Below are 21,544 nucleotides of genomic sequence, written 5' to 3'. Positions count from 1 at the left end.
ATGACCCGGGGACGACGGTATGTGATCACCGGAGGCACCAGCGGCATCGGCAGGGCCTGCGCCGCACACCTGACGGCCGCGGGCGCGGACGTGTGGATCACGGGAACCAGCCCGGCAGGCGTCACCGCCGCCGTCGCAGCCGGCGCCGCCGTCGGCGGCAGTGTGTGCGACGTACGCGATGAGGCCGCCGTGGACGCGGCGGTCCTCGAAGCGGTGGAGTCCCTGGGCGGACTCGACGGGGTGTTCGCCAACGCGGGCATCGACGGCGAGGGAAAGCCCGCCGCCGAACTCAGCGCCCGGCACTTCCAGCAGGTGCTCGACGTCAATACGCTCGGCGCGTTCAGGGTGTGCCGTACCGCGTACCGGCACCTGGCACGCCCCGGAAACCTCGTCATCAACGCCTCGGTCAACGCACAGCGTCCCGAGGCCGGCTTCGCCGACTACAACGTCAGCAAGGCCGCGGCCGTGGCCCTCGCCAAGTCGCTGGCGCTGGAATGGAGCGGCGAAGGGCTGTCCGTGATCGCCCTGTGCCCGGGGTACTTCCCCTCCCGTATGACGCGTCAGTACCTCAGCGACGAACAGACGGCCGCCGAACTGCTGAGGCACATTCCCGCAGGGCGCTTCGGGAACCTGGGCGAAGCAGGTGCCACGGTGGAGTTCCTGCTCGGTCCCCATGCCTCCTTCATGACCGGCGGAGTCGTCACCCTCGACGGGGGCCGATCCCTGTAGGCGTCCGCCACCGTCGTACCCGACTCATCCGCCACTTCTCATGGGAGGTGGCAGTCCCCAACTACCGAGCGAGACAGCTGTCTTGAGGCCGAGACAGCCCAGCCGACCGAGCCGAACGAGACAGCCGAGACAGACCAGACAGACCGAGACAGACCGAGACAAGGAGCGGATGCGATGTCGGACACCACGACCACGGTCCTGCGTGAACGCGGGTACTGGCACGAACTCGACGCCGGGGCCCGGGCCGATCTGCTGACCCGCGGCACCGCCGCGATCTTCGATCCGTCCCTGCGCGCGGGTGTCCTGGAGATCATCGAGGATGTGCGTGCGCACGGTGACGCCGCTTTGCTGCGTGCCCTGGAGAAGTTCGACAAGTGCACCATCACCGCGGACCGAATCAAGGTCACCGAGGGCGAGTTCGCCGCTGCCCGCGAGGAGGTGAGCGGGGAACTGCTCGCCGCGATCCGGGACAGCATCGCCCATGTGCGTCGCTTCAACGAACAGCTGACGGCGCACGGGGACTGGAGCTTCGAGACCGCTCCGGGACTGCGGGTCGGCGAGAAGGTCAGCCCGATCGCCAGCGCGGGCCTCTTCGTCCCCAGCGGCAAGGGTTCCTACCCCTCGGTGCTCATCCAGCTCGCCGTGCCGGCCGTCGTCGCGGGTGTGCCCCAGATCGCCGTGATCGTCCCGCCGGTGCCCGGCTCGGGCGGCAAGGTGGACCCGGCCGTGCTGGTGGCCGCGGACGAACTGGGCATCCACCAGGTCTTCCGTGCCAACGGCCCGGCGGGCGTCGCCGCCCTCGCCTTCGGGACCGAGACGGTACCGGCCGTGCGCAAGCTCTGCGGCCCGGGCAGCCCGCCGGTCACCTGCGCGCAGATCGAGGTGCAGCGGTTCGGGACCGCCGGTGTCATGCTGCTCGGTCCCAGCGAGAGCCTGGTCCTGTCCGACGATTCCGCGGACCCCCGGCTGCTGGCCGCTGACCTGCTCAACGAGGCGGAGCACGGCCCGGACTCCACCAGTGTCCTGGTCACCGACAGTCCACAGCTGCTGGAGAAGGTGCAGGTCGAACTGGCCGCCCAGTTGCGGGAGCTGCCCGAGCCGCGGCGCGGCTACGCCCGCACCGCTCTGGGGCGCAACGGTGGCGTGGTCCTCACCCGGGATCTCGCCGAGGCGGCCGAGGTGGCCAACGCCTTCGCACCCGAACACATGCAGATCGTCGCCCGCGACGAGCAGCACGTGCTGGACCAGGTCGTCGACGCCGGTGAGATCCTTCTGGGACAGAACACCACGGTCTCCATGGCCAACTTCGTGATCGGCTGTCCGGCGGCCCTGCCGACCAGCGGATACGCGAAGGTCACCAGCGGTGTCACCGCCAACGCCTTCCGCAAGTGGACGGCCGTCGCCAAGGCCGACCACAGGGCCCTTGAGGCCACGTCACAGACGGTCTTCGCGTTCTGTGAGCACGAGGGCTTCCCCGCCCACGCCAACTCGGTACGAGCGCGTCTTGAGAACTGATGCCCTCGGCCGGCTCAAGGCACCTGGCCGGCGCAGCCCTTGGAGACACCGACATGAGCGCAAACTCCCTCACGAGCGTCGAGCAACGCTCCATCGACTTCATCCCGCACAGTGAGCGTCACGGCAGCGTGCGCAGCCTGTTCACGCTCTGGTTCGGCGGCAATCTGCAGGTGACCGCGATCGCCGCCGGCGCCATCACGGTGGCGGTAGGTCTTCCGCTGCCCTGGGCCCTGCTGGCGATCGTCGTCGGCAATCTCGTCGGTGCGGTCTTCATGGCGCTGCACTCCGCCCAGGGTCCCCGCCTCGGCATCCCGCAGATGATCCAGAGCCGCGCCCAGTTCGGCTACCTGGGCGCGGTCCTGCCGCTGCTGCTCGTCCTGTTGATGTACGTCGGGTACTTCGCCAGCAGCGCCGTACTGACCGGGCAGGCCATCAGCAGCTGGCTGGGGCTGCCGGTGGATCTCAGCATCGTCGCGGCCAACGCGGTCACCGCCGTGCTGGCCCTGTACGGCTACCGTCTGCTGCACGCGACCGAGAAATGGCTGTCGGTACTCAGCGGTGTCGCGTTTGTCTTCCTGTCCGTGCAGCTCGTACGGCACGTGGGCCTCGGCGGCTGGAGCGGGAGCGGTTTCAGCTGGGGAACGTTCCTGCTGGCGACGTCCATCGCCGCCACCTGGCAGCTGACGTACGCCCCGTACGTGGCGGACTACTCCAGATATCTGCCGGCCGACACACCCGTACGTGCCTCGTTCTGGTACACCTACGCCGGTACGGTCCTCGCCTCCAGCTGGATGTTCGCCTTCGGTGCCGTCGCGACCGCCGCCGCCGCGAAGGCGTTCGCCGGCGGCTCGGTGGACTTCATCGTCGGTCAGGCGGGCACCGCCACATGGGCGTTCTTCCTGGTCATCATCGTGGGCAACATCGTCGTGAACGCCCTGAATCTGTACGGCATGTTCATGTCCGCAACGACCACGTTCACGGTCTTCGTGAAGGGCCCGGTCAATGTCACGGTGCGTACGCTGACCATCCTCGCGTCCGCGGCCGTCGGCACCGTCCTCGCCATCACGGGCCGCAGCAACTTCCTGGACAACTTCACCAACTTCATTCTCCTGCTGGCCTACTTCCTCATCCCCTGGACGTCGATCAACCTGGTCGACTTCTACCTGGTCCGCAGGGAGCGGTACGCGATCGACGACATCTTCGAACGCGACGGCCGCTACGGCGGGGTGGACTGGCGGGCGATGACCGCCTATGTCGCGGGCATCGCCATAGAACTGCCCTTCGTCAGCTCCGCCTTCTACGTCGGTCCCCTCGTCGCGCCGCTGGGCGGAGCGGACATCTCCTGGATCGTGGGCATCTTCGTCAGCGGCGGTCTCTACCTGCTCATCATGAAGACGGCACCCGTGCGGCGCGGCCACATCGCCACCGAGGGGGATGTGCCGGTGCCCGCCGGGGCGGACCGCAGCCGCGGCGGCGGGATGAGTGTGATCGAGTCGGTACGAGGCGAGGCGAACAGCTAGTGCGAATCCATGAAGTGCGCGAGCTCATCCAGCTCAAGCCGATCGATCTCAACCGGCGCCGGCGCCGACTGGCGGCCGCGCACACCACGGAGGACTTCCGGCTGCTGGCCCGCAGGGCGCTGCCGCGCTCCGTCTTCGACTACGTCGACGGGGGCGCCGACGAGGAGACGAGTCTGCGTGCGAACGTCGACGCGTTCCGCCGCTGGCGGTTCGTGCCGCGCTCATTGACCGACGTCTCGGACCCCGACCTCAGCACCAAGATCCTCGGCCTGGCGGTCTCGGCACCGCTCGGTCTTGCGCCGACCGGGTACACCCGCATGATCTCCCCCCTCGGGGAACCCGCGGTGGTCGCCGCGGCCGCTTCGGCGGGCCTTCCCTATGTGCTGTCCACCATGGCGACCACGTCGTTGGAGGACGTCGCGGCGGCGGCACCCGAGGCGGAGCGCTGGTTCCAGCTGTACGTGTGGAAGGACCGCAGGCTGACCGAGCTGCTGGTGCAGCGGGCCGCCCAGGCCGGCTACTCGGTCCTGGAGATCGCGGTGGACACCGCCGTGTCCGGCTTCCGGGTACGCGATGTGCGCAACGGGCTCACGATCCCGCCGGCCCTCACCCTGGCCGGCCTCGTGGACATCGGCACGCGTCCGCGCTACTGGACGAGCATGCTGCGCCATCCGGCCCTGCGGTTCGCCAATGTCGGCTCCGGCGGCTCCGACGGTGCGTCCGGGTACACCATCGAGAACATCACCAGCCAGTTCGACCCGGCCGTCACCTGGGACGACGTGGCGCGCATCCGCGACCAGTGGCCGGGCAAGCTGGTCGTCAAGGGCCCCATCAGCGCGCCGGACGCGGTGCGGGCCAAGGACCTCGGAGTGGACGGCGTCCACCTGTCCAACCACGGCGGGCGCCAGCTCGACCGTGCCATCGCCCCCATCGACCTGGTCGCCCCGGTCCGCTCGGCGGTGGGCGCGGACTTCTCGGTCCTGGTCGACTCGGGCGTCCGGCACGGCGCGGACATCGCCACCGCACTGGCCCTGGGCGCCGACGCCTGTCTCATCGGGCGCCCCTACCTGTGGGCCCTGGCGGCAGGCGGCCAGGAAGGGGTCACCCGGCTCCTGAAGCTCCTCACCGGCCAACTGCGCCGCACGATGCAGCTGCTGGGCGTGACCTCGGTCGACCAACTGCGCCACGAAGGGCGCTCCCTGGTCGTGCGCGACTGACACCCGCCCGGCACGGACGGCACCGCCCGGCACGGACACCGGGCGGCCCGCCCCCGGACTCCCGAGGCGACGCCCGCGACCACTTCGAGACTTGAATCTGAGATACGAGACCGATGGAAAAGGTGTGATGAGTACAGCCGAGATGACGACAGGTCCGGCGCGGACGGACGTGCCCACCGTGGTCGTGGGTGTGGGGCCGGTGTCCGCTTCCGAAGTGCTGGCCGTGGCCCGAGCAGGTGCCGCCGTCCGCCTGTCGCAGGAGGCCAGGGACGCGATGGCCGCCAGCAGGCAGCGCGTCGAAGACCTCGCGAACCTGGCCGACCCCGTCTACGGGGTCTCCACGGGGTTCGGGGCACTGGCCACCCGGCACATCCCCGCGCCCCTGCGGGGACAGTTGCAGCGCAGTCTGGTCCGCTCGCACGCGGCCGGTTCGGGTCCCCAGGTGGAGCGGGAGGTGGTGCGCGCGCTGATGCTGCTGCGCCTGTCCACCCTGGCCACCGGCCGCACGGGGGTGCGGGTCGAGGTCGCCGAGGCGTATGCGGCCATGCTCCGCGCGGGGATCACCCCCGTCGTCCACGAGTACGGCAGCCTGGGGTGTTCCGGAGACCTGGCGCCGCTGGCACACGTCGCGCTCGCGCTCACCGGCGAAGGAGTCGTCGAAGACCACAGCGGCCGGCGCATACCGGCCGCGCAGGCGCTGGAAGCAGCCGGGCTGCGCCCGCTGCGCCTGCGCGAGAAGGAGGGCCTGGCCCTCATCAACGGCACCGACGGGATGCTCGGTCAACTCGTACTGGCGCTTGAGGACGTGGACGCACTGGTGCGCCTGGCCGACATCGCGGCGGCGATGAGCGTGGAGGCGCTGCTGGGCACCGACCGGGTCTTCGCCGCGGACCTGCAGGCGCTGCGCCCGCATCCCGGGCAGGCGGCATCGGCGGCCAACATGCTGGCCCTGCTCGCCGGTTCCGGCATCGTGGCCAGCCATCGCACGGACACGTGCACGATCGTCCAGGACGCCTACTCGCTGCGCTGCGCCCCGCAGGTCGCGGGAGCCGTCCGCGACACCCTCGCGCACGCCCGTACCGTTGCCGAGCGGGAGTTGGCGTCCGCCGTCGACAACCCCGTGGTGACCCCCGACGGACGGGTGGAGTCCAACGGCAACTTCCACGGCGCCCCGGTGGCCTACGTCCTGGACTTCGCCGCGATCGCCGTCGCGGACCTGGCAAGCATCAGCGAGCGCCGCACCGACCGGATGCTCGACCCCGCACGCAGCCACGGCCTGCCGCCCTTCCTGGCCGACGATCCCGGCGTGGACTCCGGCCACATGATCGCCCAGTACACCCAGGCCGCCGTCGTCTCCGAACTCAAGCGCCTCGCGGTGCCCGCCGCCGTGGACTCGATCCCCTCGTCGGCGATGCAGGAGGACCACGTGTCCATGGGATGGTCGGCGGCCCGCAAGCTGCGCCGGGCCGTCGACGGGCTGACACGGGTCCTGGCCATCGAAGTGCTCACCGCGGCCCGGGCCCTTGACCTGCGGGCTCCGCTGCGACCGGCGCCGGCCACCGCGGCCGTCCGCGATCTCGTCCGTACCCGGGTGCCCGGGCCGGGCCCCGATCGTTTCCTGTCACCGGAGATCGAGCAGACGGTGGCCCTGGCAGCCGGCGGGGACCTGCTGACCGCCGCGCAGAACGTCACTGGAGAACTGAAGTGACCACCCGACCGACGGCGGCAACGCCCACCCCGCGTCCCCGCATCGCCGCCCTGCCGGTGTACTCCCGCGCCGCCGGCAGCGCCTCGGTACGCTGGCGTGCCTCGTCCAACGAGTCGACCGTGGCTCCTTCACCGGCCATCCGTGCGGCCGTCGCACGGGCCGCGGCGCACGCCCATCTGTACCCGTCACCGGCGGGCGACGACCTGATCGCCGCGATCAGCGAGCGTATCGGGGTGCGCGAGGACCAGGTGGTCGTGGGCGGCGGCTCGCTCGCCCTGCTGCAACTGGCACTGACCGCGTTCACCGGACCCGGCACCGAGGTGATCCACGCCTGGCGCAGCTACGAGGCGTACCCGATCCTCATCGGCATCGCCGACGCACAGGCCGTCCCCGTGGCCCTGGACCACGAGTACCGTCACGACGAGCGGGCCATGCTCGCCGCCCTCACCCCGCGGACCTCCGCGATGCTGATCTGCGATCCGAACAACCCGACCGGGACGGCGCTGCCGCCGCGGCGGCTGCGGGCGCTGATCGATGCCGTCCCCGGCCAAGTGCTCGTCCTGCTGGACCGGGCCTATCAGGAGTTCGACCGGACGGAGCCGGATGTGGCGGCCCTGGTCGCGGAGCGCCCCAATGTGATCGTCTTCCGGACCTTCTCCAAGGCTTACGGGCTGGCGGGCCTGCGGGCCGGCTACGCCATCGGCTCGCCCGAGGTGATGCGGGTGGTGCGGGCGACGGCGCCGCCGTTCGGTCTGAGTGCCGTGGCCGAGGCGGCGGCGCTCGCGGCCTGGTCGGACCGGGAACACACCCGGCACATCGTGGACACGGTGACCGAGAGCCGCGAGACGTTCCGCCGGGCGCTCGGCGAACGGGGCCTGTTCACCCCTGACTCCCGCGCGAACTTCGTCTGGCTTCCCGTCGGGGACGGGGCCGAGGCCCTTCAGGCGGCCTGTGTGCGACGCGGCGTGTCCGTGCGTGCCTTCGCAGGCGAGGGCGTACGTGTCACGGTGGGCTGCCCTCAGGCGGAGGCCGCCGTCCTGGCCGCCGTGGACGAGTGCGGCCACCGGGCCGCGTCCGTGGCGCAGTGACACCGCGCGGGGGACGGGGGCGTCGCGACGGCGGCCACCGCGCCCGCGTCCCTCGGCTCCCGCGACACCGCCCGCACAACGACACATCGCCACGCTCATCGGTTCATTGAACCCGCGTCCCTCGGCTCCCGCGACACCGGCCGCACAACGACACATCGCCACGGTCATCGGTTCGTTGAACCCGCGTCCCTCGGCCCCTGCGACGCCGCCCGCACGACGACACGTCGCCACGCTCATCGGTTGGTTGAACCCGCGGGCCCCGGTTCGGGTGTCAGGTGCCGAACCGGGGCCCGCGGGAGTCTCGCCCGGGGTCAGACGTGGACCGCGGCGGTGATCCTGCGGTCGGCGATCGAGCGGCCGACATGGATGTTGTACGCGCCCTTGACGAAGGCCCATGAGCCGGTCGCCTCGTCCCAGACCTCGAAGGCGCGGCGGGGGATGTCGATGACGGCCTCGACGGTCTCGCCCGGCCCGGCCTCCACCACGGCGAAGCCGGCGAGCCACCGCGCGGGGCGGTCCGAGGAGCGCTCGGCCGGGGCCAGATAGAGCTGCACGATCTCCCGGCCCGGCCGGTCGCCGCTGTTGCGCACCCGGACCTTGGCGACCGTGCCGGACACCTCTGCGGACTTGTAGGTCCAGTCGGTGTAGCCGAGGCCGTGGCCGAAGGGGTACGAGGGGGCGCGGCCGGCCTTGTCCCATGCCCGGTAGCCGATGAACACGCCCTCGCTGTAGGGCAGTTCGCCGTTGTCGGGGACGACCTGGGAGACCGGGGCGTCGGTGAGGGAGCCCCAGGTGGTGGGGAGGCGCCCGCCGGGCTCGTGGGTGCCGGTGAGGACGTCGGCGAGGGCGGCGCCGCCCTCCTGACCGGGGAACCAGCTGAGCAGGACGGCGGCGACCTCGTTCCGCCAGGGCATCTCCACCGGGGAGCCGGAGTTGACGACCACGACCGTGCGGGGGTTGGCGGCCACGACGGCGCGGACCAGGTCGTCCTGGCGGCCCGGCAGATCCAGGTCGGTGCGGTCGAAGCCCTCCGACTCGACGCGATCGGTGGTGGCGACCACGACGACGGCGGTGTCGGCGGCGCGGGCCGCTTCGACCGCCTCGGCGATCAGCTCGTCCGCGTCACGCTGCGGCTCCTGGTGGGCCAGGGTGATCGTGATGTCCTCCCTGAGGGAGTCCTCGTCGCGCGCGACGACATGTGTCAGGCTGACGTCGACGGTTTCTCCCGCGGCGAGTTCCAGCCGGGCGCGGGGTACGGGAGAGCTGAAGAAGCCCTCGAAGGGGTCGCCCTCGTCGTGCGCCTGGACACCGTCGTAGTACGTGACCCCGTCGACGGCGAGCCGGAAGGCGCCCGCTCCCTTGATGCCGAGGGTGTGCAGGCCGGTGTGGCGCGGTGTGAAGGGCCCGGTCAGTTCGACGCTGTGGAGGTTGTCGAACGAGACGCCCTCCGGGAGGTCCGCGAACGACCAGTGGATCTGCCCGTTGGGGATGTCCGAGGTGGCGAGGACCGTGCCGTCGGCGCCGCGGCACACGGCGCGCAGGGTGAAACCCCTGTCGGCGGTGGCCAGTTCGGTGTTGGGGTCCGCTCCGACCGCGTAGCTGAGCGTGCCCTCGGGGAGGGCTGCGGTGAGGCCGTCGAGCGGGGAGACGATCCGGTCCGGGAAGACGGTGGCGGAGCCGCCGCCGAGGACGCGGGCGTCGCGGGCCGCGGCGCCGATCAGGGCGACCGTGCCACCCGGCCGCAGGGGAAGGGTGTCGTTGTCGTTCTTGACGAGGACGAAGGAGCGCCGGGCGATCTCCCGTGCCAGTGCGACGCCGTCGACGGTCTCCGGCAGTTCGGTGACGGCCGGCTCGCCGGTCTCAAGGGCGCCGACGCGGACGGCCAGCCGCAGGACGTTGCGTACGGCCTCGTCGACGGTGGCCTCGTCGGCCTTGCCGTCCCTGACCGCCTGGGCGAGGGCCGCGCCGTAGACGGTGCGCGGTCCGGGCATGGCCACGTCGAGGCCGCCGTTGATGGCGTCGACCGTCGACCGGGCCGCCGTCCAGTCGGAGACGTTGAAGCCGTCGAAGCCCCATTCGCCGCGCAGGACCTCGTTGACCAGGTAGTGGTGTTCGCTCATCGTCGTGCCGTTGACCGAGTTGTAGGCGGTCATGATGCCCCACGGGTGGGCGTTCTCGACGATCGCCTCGAAGGGGGCCAGATACAGCTCGCGCAGGGCGCGCGCGGAGACGAGGTTGTCGACCGTGAAGCGCTCGGTCTCGGCGTCGTTGGCCACGAAGTGCTTGACCGTGGTGCCGACGCCCCCGGACTGCACACCGTTGACATAGCCGGAGCCGATCGCCCCGGTGAGATACGGGTCTTCGCTGTAGCACTCGAAGTGCCGTCCGCCGAGCGGCGAGCGGTGCAGGTTGACGGTGGGGGCGAGCAGGACGTGGACGCCCTTGCGGCGGGCCTCCTGGGCGAGCAGCACACCGGCGCGGTGCGCCAGATCGGGGTCCCAGGTGGCGGCGAGCGCGGTCGGCGAGGGCAGCGCGATGGACGGGTCGTCCGCGCTCCAGCGCACCCCTCGCACACCGATCGGGCCGTCCGACATGACCAGGGACTTCAGCCCGATCTCGGGGACGGGCGGCAACGACCACCGGTCCTGCCCGGCCAGCAGCCGGGTCTTGGTGTCCAGGTCGAGGTGGGCGAGAGCCGTCTCGACAGCCGCTTCCGTCGCGCCGGGTGCCTGGGTCACAGCGGCTTCTCCTCGGGGAAAGTCGTTGGCCGTGTTCATGCAGAAGTCATTCCGTACAGAGCAGTGAAGGTGGGTGTGGGTCGTGCGGGGTGCGCGAGGGCGGTCCGCCGTCGTGTGTCATCCCTTGACGGCGCCGGAGAGCATGCCGCGGATGAACTGCCTCTGGAAGAAGAGGTAGAGGACCACCACGGGAAGGCAGATCAGGACCGCCGCCGCCGCGAGCAGGTTGACGTGGACGAGGTAGCGCCCGGAGAAGGCGCCGAGCCCGAGGGTCATGGGCTGGCGGGCCGGATCGGAGACGAGGATCAGGGACAGGAAGTAGTCGTTCCAGGTCCACATGAAACTCAGCAGTACGAAGGTGAGGATGGCGGGCCGGGCGATCGGCAGGTAGACCCGCCACAGCATGGTCCAGCTGTTGGCGCCGTCCATCTGGGCGGACTCGCCGATGCTCGCCGGCACCGCGCGGAAGGCCGCGCGCATCCAGAACGCGCCGAAGCTCACGCCCGTACCGACATGGGCGAGGATGATGCCCTGGTAGGTGTCGGTCAGTCCCTGGGACTGGAAGTCGTAGTAGAGGGGGACGATGATCGCTTCCATCGGGATCATGATCCCGAACAGCAGCACCGGGAAGAGGATCTTCTCCCCCACCACGCCCAGCACACCGAAGGCGTAGCCGCTGAGGATGGCCAGCACGGTCGAGACGGACACCGCCGTCCCGGTGATGATCAGGCTCGACTTCAGGTACCCGGTGAAGCCGGCTTCCCGCCAGCCCTCGGTGAAGTTGGACCACTGCATGTGTCCGAGGTCGACCGTCCCCGCGATGTCGGGGCTCACCGCGACGCCGAGGATCCACACCACCGGAAAGAGAACGCCGACGGCGAGCAGGGTGAGGAAGGTGTAGTTGAAGACCTTCTCCCGCTTCGAGATCATCAGTCGTCTCCTTCGGACAGCTTGACTACGACGAGCGACACGATCAGCGAGACCAGCGCCAGGACGACACCGATGGCGCAGGCGGCCCCGACGTCCGGGTTGGTGAAGGCCCGCTGGTAGAGGACCACGGTGGGGGTGATCGTGGATGTCCCCGGGCCGCCCTTGGTGGTGAGCCAGACGACGTCGAAGACCCGGATGGCGCCCAGCAGGGTGAGGGTGAGCACCACCGCGAGCTGTCCCCGCAGTCCCGGCAGGGTGACCGTGAAGAACTCCCGGACCGGACCGGCCCCGTCCATGCGCGCGGCGTCGTACAGCTCACTGGGGATGTTCTGGGTTCCGGCGACGAACAGCACCATGCACAGTCCGTACGCCGCCCAGGTTCCGGCGAGGCCGAGGGCGGGCAGCGCCCAGGTGAAGTCGCCCAGCCAGCCGCGGGTCAGCCCGCCGAGGCCGAACGCGGTGAGCACGGAGTTGAGAGGGCCTTCCGGTGCGTAGATCTGTTTCCATACGACGGCGACCACGGCCGGGGTGAGCACCTGGGGAAGGAAGATGATCGAACGGTAGACGCCGGCGCCGCGCACGTCCTTGCGTGAGGTCAGCGCGGCGCTGACCATGCCCAGGATGATCGGCAGGATGGAGAAGAACAGGATGAAGAACAGTGTGTGGGTGACCGCCTGGCGCAGCGTGGCGTCGGTGAGGAAGCCGGTGTAGTTGCCGAATCCGGCCCAGGTGGCGGCGGTGACCCCGTCCCAGTGGTAGAAGGACAGTTGCAGTCCCTGGCCGGCGGGCAGCAGCACGACGACCGCGTAGATCACCAACGCGGGGGCGAGGTAGGCGAGTCCCAGCAGGCGTCTGCGGCTCCGGGGGGAGGCGAGACGGGTGCCGCGCGCGCCGCGCGGATGACGGCCGGCCGCGGCGGCGTCGGACATGGCGGCCTTCGCAGGGGTTCCTTCCTTGAGTGTGACCATCCTTACTTCCCCAGGGTCTTCGCATGGGCGGTGGCGTCTCGGTCGGCCGCGGTGACCACCGCCTTCTCGGTGGACTTGCCGGCCAGCATGCTCTGCATGGTGGTGTTGATGGTCTGGTAGAGCGTCGGTGTGGTCCAGTCCAGGAAGGGCACGGTGGTGCCGTCGGTGGAGATGCCCTGGGCGATGGCCACGTCGTCCGCGAGCAGCGGGTCCTGGCCGGTCGCCTTGACGTTCGCGTGCAGCAACGGCATCGTCCCGTGCTCGACGGCCAGCTCGGCCGCCTGCTCACCGGCAGCGAAATTCAGGAAGGCGGCGGCGGCGTCGGCGTGCTTGGTCTTCGAGGAGATGGAGAAATTGGCCGCGGCGGAGGCGGTGGCCACCGGCTTGCCGCCGTCCTCACGGGGCAGCACGAACGACCCGAAGCCCTTGGACTGGCCCGTCTTGAGGGGCAGGGAGCCGGAGTAGTCGAAGTGGAACAGTCCCTTGCCGTTGACGAAGGACTGGGCGGCGTCCGCGGAGGCGACGCCGGCGTAGTCCTTGGTCAGATAGCCCTTGTCGGACCACTGCTTGAACGTGGACACCGCCTTGGGGAACCCGGTCTGGGCGATGCCCACATCGCCCTTCGAGTAGATGAAGTCGGAGATCTTGCTCTGCGCGCCGAAGGCGTCCGTCAGCGAGAAGAGGGGCTGGGTGACGCCGTTCTGATCGGCGTTGCCGAGGGTGATGGGGGTGATGCCGGCCGCCTTGGCCTTGGCCAGAGCGGCCTGGAACTCGGCGTAGGTGGTCGGCACCTTCGCTCCGATCTCCTTGAGGAGCGAGCGGTTGTAGTAGACCTCGATCAGGGAGGCCCGGGCGACCGGGGTGCCGAACACCGAGCCGGTGCCCATCTGCTTGCCGTCGGTGCTGAACTCGTGCTCGCTGAGGATGGACTGCGGGAAGGACGTCTTCCATCCGTAGGCGTCGGCATAGTTGTCCAGGTTGAGCAGCAGCCCGCCGCGGACCAGGGTTCCCATCGACTGCCAGCCGTTGTTGGGCGGGACGATGTCCGGCGGGTTGTGGGACTTCAGCTTGAGCGGCAGGGCGGCCATCGCGTCGCCCCAGGCCATCGAGGTCCGCTTGATCGTGATGTTGGGGTACTTCTTCTCGAAGGCGTTGACGACGGAGGTCATCCAGGCGTTGTCCGTGCCGCCGGAGAAGGTGTCCAACACATTCAACGTGACCTTGCCCATGGCGGCCGGATCGGTGACGACCGCATCCTTCCCGGCGGAGTTGGACGAGCCGGCTCCGCTGGTGCCCGGCACACAGCCGGCGAGCAGCCCGGTTGCCGTGAGGGATACGAGTACGCCGGTGATCGGTCGGGTTCTACTGCGCGAGACCACGATGTCTCCTGTCCTCGATGAGTGCCCGAGAGCCCGGGTGGACCGAGCCTAGGCTAGGGCATACCACTTAGTCCAGATTCATGAAGCTGGTTTGTTCATTCCACTTGTCAGACCAGTTTTGGTAGCGTTGGAGGTATGACGAGCGTGGAAGACACCAAGGCGGGGGCTGCCGTCGACCAGACCTACCGTCGGCTCAGTGACGCACTGCGCCGCGGGGTCTACCAGGCCGGAAGCCGGCTGCCCGGGGAGCGCGATCTTGCCGTGGCCCTCGGGGTGAGCCGTTCCACTCTGCGCCTGGCCCTGAGCCGCCTGGCCGAGGAGAACAAGCTGGAGCGCTCTTCGCAGCGCGGCTGGTTCGTCCGCCGCAGTGTCGTCGGCGAACCGCCGAGCACGCTGCAGAGCTTCACCGAGATGGCGCACGCCCGCGGGCTGCGGCCGGAGTCAAAGGTACTGCACCAACGCGCCCGGTCCGCCACCTTCGAGGAGGCCGAGCAACTGGCCATCGCCCCGGCCTCCCGCGTCCTCGACCTGCAGCGGCTGCGCAGCCTGGACGGTGTGCCGGTGTGCGTGGACACCAGCGTGGTGGCGCTGTCCCTCGCCCCCGAGCTGGCGGAGATCGACCTCACCGACCGCTCGCTGTACGAGACCCTGGAGCAGACCTGCGGACTGCGCATCGCCCGCAGCTCCTACACGGTCCGCGCGGCGGCGGCCGACCAGACCACCGCCGAACTGCTGGACATCACGCCCGCGGATCCGGTGCTGATCGGCGAGGAGCTGACCTACACCGACGACGGCTCCCCGGTGCTGGCCGGCCAGATGGTCTACCGCAGCGACGCCTACCGCTTCCAGGCCGACCTGTTCCGCCCGATCGCATCGGGCTGAGGGCGGCCGGGGCGGGGCCGGCGTGCGCCGGCTCCGCCGGCACACGCCTCAGGTCGCCCAGAACTCCTGGGGAGGCATGCTCCCCGTGACGCTTTCCAGCACGGCACCGGCCACTTCCGGCTCGTGCAGCGGTACGCCCGCCTCGCCGAGCGCGTCCAGCAGCGCTCCCGCCACCGGTGGCAGCGAGGCACGCAGCAGCACCGCGCCGGGTACATGGGCGGGCAGCTCCGCGAGCAGCGCCTCGGCGACCGGGGAGCCCGGTGCCATCAGCACCGAGCCGGACAGCACGATGCTCACGGGCCGGTCGGCCCGGGTGAGTCCGGTGCGCCGCGCGGCCACTCCGGCGTACTGGGCGAAGCGGGCGCCCTGGGCGCGGACGATGTCCACGGCCACCGGGTCGCCCGCCGTCGCCACCGCCGTGACCACCCGTGCGCAACTGGTCCGCTCGCGCCCGGTGGCAGGGTCGTGGCGTCGGGTCAGCCAGTGGTTGAGGGCCGCCACCGAGGGTTTCCCGTAGTGCGTGAGCAGGGCCTCGGTCAGGGCGGTCCGCGGTCCGAGTCCCAGCTCGGCCAGGAAGACCGCCCGGAACGCCTCGTTCGCCAGCCCTACCGCGCCCATGGCGTGCTGGCTCCACCAGCCCATGTCCCACAGCTCGCCGTCGGGCCCGCGGGCGGCGATCGCCGCCGCCGTGCCCCCGGTGACCGAAATGCCGACACCCGAGGGATCGCCGCAGCGGATCGCGGCATAGCCGTCGTTCAGGACGGTCCGCGCGCCGAGCGCACCGGGGCAGTGCCGGGTCAGGGCCTCGTCCCAGTAGTCCCGGTCCTCGGGCCAGTCGACGCCGGCCAGCCGGAAGGCCGCGCCGGCGATGTCGCCGATGTCCGCCCCCGCCTGGGCCAGCGCCGTACGCGCGGCGGCCAGCACCTCGGCCACGGCGGCCTCGGGGGTCGGCGCCCCGTAGATGTCCCCGCAGCCCGAACGCCCGGCGCCCACCACCTCACCGGAGATGGTGGACACCAGAGCGGCGGTCTTGCTGTTGCCCGCGTCCACGCCCAGGAAGAGCGTGGACGCGGGACAGGCCGTCTGCGCCTTGCTCACGGCAGCAGACGCTCCGGCAGCCAGGCGCGCTGGGCGTGGGCCATCTCGGCGTACAGCGCCTCGGCCACCGGCAGCGACGGCACGAGCGGGTTGGCCATCATGGCGCGGACCGCGTCCGCGACGTTGCCCTCCCAGCCGGCCTTGGCGGTGAGGATCTGGTACTCGGCCAGCTGCTGGGTGATGCCGAGCACGGAGTGCGGCAGCGGCTTCTGCTTCTCGGGGTGGAAGCCCTTGCCGTCCACCGTGCCCCACAGCTCGACGACGGTCGACTCCTCGAATCCGGGCAGCCAGCCCTCGGTGTTGGTGATGTTGAAGGGCTGACGGATCGGAGCGTCGTTGTAGTACGCGCTGATCGCGTCGATGGCCAGCTCCAGCTCGTGGATGCCACCGCGGGAACGGTCCTGCTCCAGCTGCGGGGCGTCGGAGTCCGCCTGCTCGCGGTAGTGCTGCCAGTAGCCGGGCAGCTCGTCCATGATGATCTCGGAACGGGTCTTCTCGGCCAGCTGCCGCTCGCGCAGGATCTCGTCCCGGAAGTAGTAGTAGTTGAAGTAGTCCGAGGGGATGGACTCCATCGCCACCGCCAGGTGCAGCGCCCGCAGACCGTTGATGTCGTCGGTCGGCTTGCCCTTCAGCGCCTCGTACCGCTCGCGCAGGATCGGGAACGCGTCCTGCCCGTCGTAGGTGGCCTCGTTGGACCAGCAGTTGTGGTTGATGCCGACCAGGTTGGCCTTGAGCTTGTCCGGGTCGAGACCGGCGGCCTTGGCGACCACCGGCGGGAAGACGATCGGGCCCTCGCAGAAGGAGGCGATCGGGATGTCGGTGTAGTCGGACACCGCCTGGGAGACGATGTTGACCGGGTTGGTGTAGTTGAAGATCCGGGCGCCGGGAGCGACATCGGCGAGGTCGGCGCAGAGGCTCTTGATGATCTGGATCGAGCGCAGCGCCATCATCATGCCGCCGGGACCCTGCGTCTCCTGGCCGATGACGCCGTACTTGAGCGGGATCCGCTCGTCCAGGGCGCGGGCCTCGAAACCGCCCGGACGGAAGCTGCTGAGCACGGCGTCGACATCGCGCAGGGCTTCGCGCTGGTTGGTCGACGTGGTGATGGTGATGTCCAGACCCTGGTTGCGGGCCATGTTCTGCGTGAGCTTCCGGACCACGTCGAGCCGGTCCTGCTCCAGGTCGATCAGCACGAACTCGGAGCCGTCGAACTCCTCGCCGTGGTGCATGAACGAGGCCATCGTCCCCGCCGCACGCGAGGAGCCACCGCCGAGGTAGGCGATCTTTACGCGAGCCATCGATCCTCCAGGATCTGTGGGTGAATCTACTTCGGATTGCGATTTGAGGTGCGACGTCAGAGGGAGGCGAACGACGCGGAGGCGGCGACCGCCGCCTGGTCCAGGTAGAGCTGTGGATGGGCGCAGTCGGCGAACACCGTGGCCGGCCAGTCGGCCTCGTATCCCGTGGCCAGCGTGAGGCGCCGGGCCGCCTGCCCCTTGTCCCGGCCGTGCACCACCATCACCACGCGCCTGGACTGCGAACGGATGGTGTCGAGACCGACGGTGACCCCGTACCGGGGCACGTCGTCCACCCCGCGGAAGGTGGGGAAGGTCGACAGGTTGTCGATCCGGGTCTGCTCCCCCAGCTGGACCACCCTGGTGCGGGAGTCCGCCGCGCTGCCCACGGGGTTGAACGCGACATGCCCGTCGCCCGCCCCCGAGGCGAGCAGGAACAGATCGATGCCGCCTGCCTCCGCGATCCGGCGGTCGTACGCCTCCGGGTCACTCGGGTCGGGCACCCACAGCCGCTCCGGGGCGATGGTCCGCCCCGGCCCCGCGGCCGCGTTCAACGGCTCCACTATCTCCGTCCGCCCGAAGCGGCGGCAACTGTGGGGCAGCTCGGGATCGATCACCCGGTACCGCGAGCCGTGACCGTCCGACGCCACGGCCGGCACGGCCGCCACGGCCGCCACGACCTCAACGTATTCGTCCATCATCACGATCACGACGTGTCCGAGGTCCAACCGGCGTGCCGCCACTTCCCGCGCCAGGGCGCGGTAGGTGCTGGCGGCGCTGCGGCCCCCCGGACAGCCGAGCACATACATCCGTCCCGCGCGCGCGGCGTCCTCGATCTCGTCTGCGATCTCCGCGGCAAGTCTGCGCCCCAGGGCCTCTGGGTCCGGGAAGACGATCGGCGAAACCCGCACAGAATGAACTCCTTCTCAACCGGCCAAAGACTCGGGCGAACCAGTTACTCCACGGATACTACTGTGGTCTGACTGGTCTGGGCAATGGCCCAAGTGATGTCACCCGTGTCATACGCGGCCGGCCCTGGTCGGACTCCCGCGGCAGGACGCCGTCCATGTCACCGACGGCGGCGGCGAGGTCTCCGCGGAAGGAACACGCGGAACACGCGAGATCAGGTGAGATCGATCGCGCGGAGCGGCATACATCCACCTGCGGCCTCCCTGTGCCCCGCGCGCGAGCGGTGTGCGCCTGGATCGTCCCTCTCCTGTAAGGACCTGTATGCGAGCCATCACCGTGCGGGACCGTCATGCCGGTCCTGCCGGGATGTCCCTGACGGACATCCCCTACCCCCATGCGGCCGAGAACGACGTCATCGTGCGGGTGCACGCCGCCGGCTTCACCCCGGGCGAACTGGACTGGCCCGCCACGTGGGCCGATCGCGCCGGCCGCGACCGGACGCCGAGCGTGCCCGGGCACGAGCTGTCCGGTGTCGTCGCGGAGCTGGGGTACGGCACGACCGGCCTGAGCGTCGGACAGCGGGTGTTCGGCCTGGCGGACTGGGCCCGCGACGGCACGCTCGCCGAGTACACCGCGGTGGAGGCCCGCAACCTGGCCCCGCTGCCGGCGGACATCGACCACACCGAGGCCGCCGCGCTGCCGATCTCCGGGCTGACCGCCTGGCAGGGCCTGTTCGACCACGGCCGCCTGACCGCAGGCCAGACCGTCCTCGTCCACGGTGCCGCGGGCGGCGTCGGCTCGATCGCGGTGCAGCTCGCCCGCGAGGCCGGCGCCCGCGTCATCGGCACCGGCCGGGCCTCCGGCCGGGACAGGGCACGCGCACTCGGCGTCGACACCTTCATCGACCTGCGGTCCGAGAAGCTGGAGGACGCCGGCGAGGCCGACGTCGTCTTCGACGTGATCGGCGGCGACATCCTCGACCGCTCGGCCGCCCTGGTCCGGGCCGGTGGCACGCTGGTCAGCGTCGTCATGCCGCCCAGGGTCCGGCCGAAGGACGGGCGGGCGGTCTTCTTCGTCGTCGAACCCGACCGCGCCCGGCTCGCCGATCTCGCCGCGCGGCTGAGGGACGGCCGGCTCAAACCGGACGTCGGTGCGGTGCGGCCGCTCGCCGAGGCGCCCACCGCGTTCACCCCCGGCGAGCGCACCCCGGGCAAGACGATCATCCGCGTCACGGAGGACTGAACCAGGACACCCACCGTGACCGTCTCGCGCTGCGGAGCAGCCGCAGGCGAAGACGGTCGCGGGGGCCGGACGCGCTCGGTGAAACCGAGCCGACGGGCGATCGCTGCGACAGGCTCCTCGGTGTGGGCGTCAGAAAGGAAGCTCGAACCACACGGTTTTTCCGCGACCGCTCGGCGAGTTGCCCCACGCCGAGGCGAGCGTCGAGACGATCATCATCCCCCGGCCGCCCTCGGCCTGGGCCTCGCCAGGACGTCCGACGTTGATGGCGGGGTGGGGATCGCTGTCCCTGACCTCCACGCGCAGATAGTGCGGATACCGCCGCACCCGGAGGTCGACGTCGCTGTCGGCATGGACGAGCGCGTTCGTCACGACTTCCGACAACAGCAGTTGCGCCTCGTCGTCGAGCGCGTTGAGCGACCATGCGGACAACCAGGCCCGCAGAAACAGCCGGGCGCGCTGCACTCCCCGCAGATCACGCCGGGCGATCTCCAGACGCTGCACATAATGCCGTGCCTGCGCGGAGGGCTCCTCATAGCGCAGAAGCAGCAGTGCCGCATCGTCCGCGGCCCGCGGAAAGACGGTCGTGCGTTTCACGACCTCGTCGCCGATGGCCTCCAACTGGCCGTGGGAGACGGCGTAGGCGCTGTCGATGACACCGCGGCTCATCTCGTGTCCGGGGCCGGCACGGAGGAAGCCGTCGGTGTAGAAGGCGACCAGGGCCCCGGGCTCCAGATGAACGCTGACATCGGTGTACTCGTACTCGGCGTCGACTCCGAGCGGCGGGCCCACATCCGCTCGGGGATCGAGATAGTCACCGGACGCCTGCCTGATCAAGGGCAACGGGTGACCGGCTGTCGCCACGCGCATGCATCCTGTCTCCGGGTCGAGCAGGGCACAGCAGCAGGTGGCGAAGAGGTCCGTCTTCAGTTCGCCCAGCAGGCGATTGGTGCGCCGCAGCAGTGACCCGGGGCCGGCCCCGTCGGTGGCATAGGCCCGAACGGCGCTGCGGAGCTGTCCCATCACCACCGTCGCGGCCGTGCTGTGGCCTTGCACGTCTCCGATGACAGCCGTGACACCGCCGGCCGGGACGGGAATCAGGTCGTACCAGTCGCCGCCCAGTTCAAGACCACCGCTGGCAGGCACATAGCGGCTGGTGGAGACGAGACCTGGAATGCTCGGCAGCATTCTCGGCAGCAGGGCCTGCTGCAGCTGTCGCGCCAGCGCGTGCGAGGCTTCCTCGGCGCGGATCCGCTCGAACGCCTGGCCGAGAAGGGGCACCAGGGCATGGAGAGCGGCACGCTCGGCGGCAAAGTCACGGCCGTCGGCCGTGAAACCGATGGAACACGTACCGAGCACGCGCGTACCCGCCATAAGAGGGCTTACCACCCATACGTATTCCTCGGCGCCCTCGTCGGCCGCCGACTCGACCCGATCCCTCGTCTCCGGATGCGCCGTGTCGAAGAAGAGCTGACTCTTCTCCGTCATCGCGCGCTCCTCGGGCATGCCGCTACAGGACGAGGAGCCTTCCAGCCGCCGCAGGAAAACCTGCGAACAACCGGAGGCACCCACCACCCGCAGGCGCCCGTTTTCCAACGAGGTGATGACGGTCGCCCTGGCCTTCAGTCCGGCGACGACCCGCCGGTTGGCCACCTGGACGACGTCCTCAAGGCTGAACGCCCCGGTCAGCCGCAGGGCCAGCTGCTGAATGTGGTAAAGAAAGGGAGCCACCTCCGCGTCCCGCACCGCATCGTCCCCGGCGGCCGGAGACACCCTACACATCGCGGTCACCACCGGAATGTCGCCGGCTTGCATGGAGACGCCCGCCGCCGCCAACGGAATCAGCTCGCGGGCCACCTCACGGCCCACAGCGGAAAGCCGGTCCATTTCATGCGGACGGATATGACGGCGAATTCCGGGCCAGAAGGCGGCGATCGCACCAAACCGTTTACCCGCCGATTCCAATGGCGCCGACGCGATGGTGAGCGGATAAGGAACGAAGACGGCGAATTCCGGATACTTGCCGAGCGTGTCAATGGAGTGCGCGACCTTGGGCCTGCCGGTTTTATAGGCGGCGACGGACGGAAAAATCTCGTCGTCCATGGGCAGCCGCTCCATCAGTCCCACGCCGAGCGGTTCGACGGCGGCGACGGCCGCGCCCAGGACGGGCTCGCCCCGCACGGGAAGGAACAGGGCCACCGAGGAAGCGTGCAGATCACGCAGCGTACGGCACGCGGCGTCCACGAGGACGTCGTCACGGCCGCCGGCGGGATGCCCGTCCGCTCGCCGGCCGGGCCCGCGCGTGTCAGCGTTCATACCGCTCAGCTCC

General features: G+C 70.2%; 16 protein-coding genes. 8 read left to right on the top strand and 8 right to left on the bottom strand.

Going from position 1 to position 21,544, the window contains the following annotated elements:
- The 6 genes from AC27LF_RS36855 to AC27LF_RS36830 all read left to right on the top strand — a co-directional run bounded on the left by AC27LF_RS36855 (nucleotide 1) and on the right by AC27LF_RS36830 (nucleotide 7,777).
- Nucleotides 1–729 (top strand): SDR family NAD(P)-dependent oxidoreductase, encoded by a 729-nt coding sequence (locus tag AC27LF_RS36855; RefSeq protein WP_479660674.1) that lies wholly within the window; start codon nucleotides 1–3, stop codon nucleotides 727–729.
- 174 nt (nucleotides 730–903) lie between these two features.
- Nucleotides 904–2,244: a histidinol dehydrogenase gene (gene hisD / locus AC27LF_RS36850; RefSeq protein ID WP_479660673.1), complete on the top strand. Its 1,341-nt coding sequence runs from the start codon at nucleotides 904–906 to the stop codon at nucleotides 2,242–2,244.
- A gap of 53 nt (nucleotides 2,245–2,297) precedes the next feature.
- Nucleotides 2,298–3,764, top strand: a complete 1,467-nt coding sequence (locus tag AC27LF_RS36845; protein ID WP_479660672.1) for a purine-cytosine permease family protein — start codon at nucleotides 2,298–2,300, stop codon at nucleotides 3,762–3,764.
- Nucleotides 3,765–3,778: 14 nt separating this feature from the next.
- On the top strand, nucleotides 3,779–4,981 hold the full coding sequence (locus AC27LF_RS36840) for an alpha-hydroxy acid oxidase (RefSeq protein WP_479660671.1): 1,203 nt from the start codon (nucleotides 3,779–3,781) through the stop codon (nucleotides 4,979–4,981).
- A gap of 169 nt (nucleotides 4,982–5,150) precedes the next feature.
- A complete protein-coding gene (gene hutH / locus AC27LF_RS36835; RefSeq protein ID WP_479660701.1) occupies nucleotides 5,151–6,689 on the top strand; it encodes a histidine ammonia-lyase in 1,539 nt (512 codons plus the stop codon).
- Nucleotides 6,686–7,777 carry an aminotransferase class I/II-fold pyridoxal phosphate-dependent enzyme gene (locus AC27LF_RS36830; protein WP_479660670.1) on the top strand — a complete coding sequence of 364 codons (1,092 nt, stop codon included), beginning with the start codon at nucleotides 6,686–6,688 and terminating at the stop codon, nucleotides 7,775–7,777. The genes hutH and AC27LF_RS36830 overlap by 4 nt, the downstream gene beginning before the upstream one ends.
- A 311-nt stretch (nucleotides 7,778–8,088) precedes the next feature.
- Here AC27LF_RS36830 and AC27LF_RS36825 read toward each other — a convergent pair whose 3' ends face one another.
- The 4 genes from AC27LF_RS36825 to AC27LF_RS36810 all read right to left on the bottom strand — a co-directional run bounded on the left by AC27LF_RS36825 (nucleotide 8,089) and on the right by AC27LF_RS36810 (nucleotide 13,792).
- Nucleotides 8,089–10,515 (bottom strand): beta-glucosidase family protein, encoded by a 2,427-nt coding sequence (locus AC27LF_RS36825; protein WP_479660669.1) that lies wholly within the window; start codon nucleotides 10,513–10,515, stop codon nucleotides 8,089–8,091.
- 117 nt (nucleotides 10,516–10,632) lie between these two features.
- Nucleotides 10,633–11,445 (bottom strand): carbohydrate ABC transporter permease, encoded by an 813-nt coding sequence (locus AC27LF_RS36820; RefSeq protein ID WP_479660668.1) that lies wholly within the window; start codon nucleotides 11,443–11,445, stop codon nucleotides 10,633–10,635.
- Entirely contained in the window at nucleotides 11,445–12,413 is a 969-nt protein-coding gene (locus AC27LF_RS36815) for a carbohydrate ABC transporter permease (RefSeq protein ID WP_479660667.1), read from the bottom strand. Before AC27LF_RS36815 ends, AC27LF_RS36820 begins: the two co-directional genes overlap by 1 nt.
- A 2-nt stretch (nucleotides 12,414–12,415) precedes the next feature.
- Complete coding sequence (locus AC27LF_RS36810) at nucleotides 12,416–13,792, bottom strand: ABC transporter substrate-binding protein (protein WP_479660666.1); 1,377 nt, start codon at nucleotides 13,790–13,792, stop codon at nucleotides 12,416–12,418.
- A gap of 135 nt (nucleotides 13,793–13,927) precedes the next feature.
- On the opposite strand from AC27LF_RS36810, the gene AC27LF_RS36805 reads away from it, so the two are divergent.
- On the top strand, nucleotides 13,928–14,674 hold the full coding sequence (locus AC27LF_RS36805) for a GntR family transcriptional regulator (protein ID WP_479660665.1): 747 nt from the start codon (nucleotides 13,928–13,930) through the stop codon (nucleotides 14,672–14,674).
- Nucleotides 14,675–14,722: 48 nt separating this feature from the next.
- Here the strand turns inward: AC27LF_RS36805 and AC27LF_RS36800 are convergent, their stop codons facing one another.
- The 3 genes from AC27LF_RS36800 to AC27LF_RS36790 are packed head-to-tail and all read right to left on the bottom strand — an operon-like array spanning nucleotide 14,723 to nucleotide 17,978.
- The gene (locus AC27LF_RS36800; RefSeq protein WP_479660664.1) at nucleotides 14,723–15,772 is read right to left on the bottom strand and encodes a BadF/BadG/BcrA/BcrD ATPase family protein; all 1,050 of its coding nucleotides are present in this window, start codon (nucleotides 15,770–15,772) and stop codon (nucleotides 14,723–14,725) included.
- Complete coding sequence (locus AC27LF_RS36795; RefSeq protein ID WP_479660663.1) at nucleotides 15,769–17,070, bottom strand: family 4 glycosyl hydrolase; 1,302 nt, start codon at nucleotides 17,068–17,070, stop codon at nucleotides 15,769–15,771. The genes AC27LF_RS36800 and AC27LF_RS36795 overlap by 4 nt, the downstream gene beginning before the upstream one ends.
- Nucleotides 17,071–17,126: 56 nt before the next feature.
- On the bottom strand, nucleotides 17,127–17,978 hold the full coding sequence (locus tag AC27LF_RS36790; RefSeq protein ID WP_479660662.1) for a 6-phosphogluconolactonase: 852 nt from the start codon (nucleotides 17,976–17,978) through the stop codon (nucleotides 17,127–17,129).
- A 319-nt stretch (nucleotides 17,979–18,297) separates the two neighbouring features.
- Here AC27LF_RS36790 and AC27LF_RS36785 point away from each other — a divergent pair, with 319 nt between their 5' ends.
- The gene (locus tag AC27LF_RS36785; protein ID WP_479660661.1) at nucleotides 18,298–19,218 is read left to right on the top strand and encodes an NADP-dependent oxidoreductase; all 921 of its coding nucleotides are present in this window, start codon (nucleotides 18,298–18,300) and stop codon (nucleotides 19,216–19,218) included.
- A 129-nt stretch (nucleotides 19,219–19,347) separates the two neighbouring features.
- Here the strand turns inward: AC27LF_RS36785 and AC27LF_RS36780 are convergent, their stop codons facing one another.
- Complete coding sequence (locus AC27LF_RS36780) at nucleotides 19,348–21,531, bottom strand: ATP-binding SpoIIE family protein phosphatase (protein ID WP_479660660.1); 2,184 nt, start codon at nucleotides 21,529–21,531, stop codon at nucleotides 19,348–19,350.
- Nucleotides 21,532–21,544: the final 13 nt, after the last annotated feature.

The organism is Streptomyces diversicolor, assembly GCF_057537855.1.
Note: the sequence above shows the minus strand (reverse complement) of the source record. Positions and strands in the feature narration are given on the sequence as shown.

Excerpts from the sequence above, each read along its gene's own strand:
- AC27LF_RS36855 (WP_479660674.1), top strand. The coding sequence starts at position 1 with ATGACCCGGGGACGACGGTATGTGATCACCGGAGGCACCAGCGGCATC.
- hisD (WP_479660673.1), top strand. The coding sequence starts at position 904 with ATGTCGGACACCACGACCACGGTCCTGCGTGAACGCGGGTACTGGCAC.
- AC27LF_RS36845 (WP_479660672.1), top strand. The coding sequence starts at position 2,298 with ATGAGCGCAAACTCCCTCACGAGCGTCGAGCAACGCTCCATCGACTTC.
- AC27LF_RS36820 (WP_479660668.1), bottom strand. The coding sequence starts at position 11,445 with ATGATCTCGAAGCGGGAGAAGGTCTTCAACTACACCTTCCTCACCCTG.
- AC27LF_RS36815 (WP_479660667.1), bottom strand. The coding sequence starts at position 12,413 with ATGGTCACACTCAAGGAAGGAACCCCTGCGAAGGCCGCCATGTCCGAC.
- AC27LF_RS36805 (WP_479660665.1), top strand. The coding sequence starts at position 13,928 with ATGACGAGCGTGGAAGACACCAAGGCGGGGGCTGCCGTCGACCAGACC.
- AC27LF_RS36795 (WP_479660663.1), bottom strand. The coding sequence starts at position 17,070 with ATGGCTCGCGTAAAGATCGCCTACCTCGGCGGTGGCTCCTCGCGTGCG.
- AC27LF_RS36785 (WP_479660661.1), top strand. The coding sequence starts at position 18,298 with ATGCGAGCCATCACCGTGCGGGACCGTCATGCCGGTCCTGCCGGGATG.
- AC27LF_RS36780 (WP_479660660.1), bottom strand. The coding sequence starts at position 21,531 with ATGAACGCTGACACGCGCGGGCCCGGCCGGCGAGCGGACGGGCATCCC.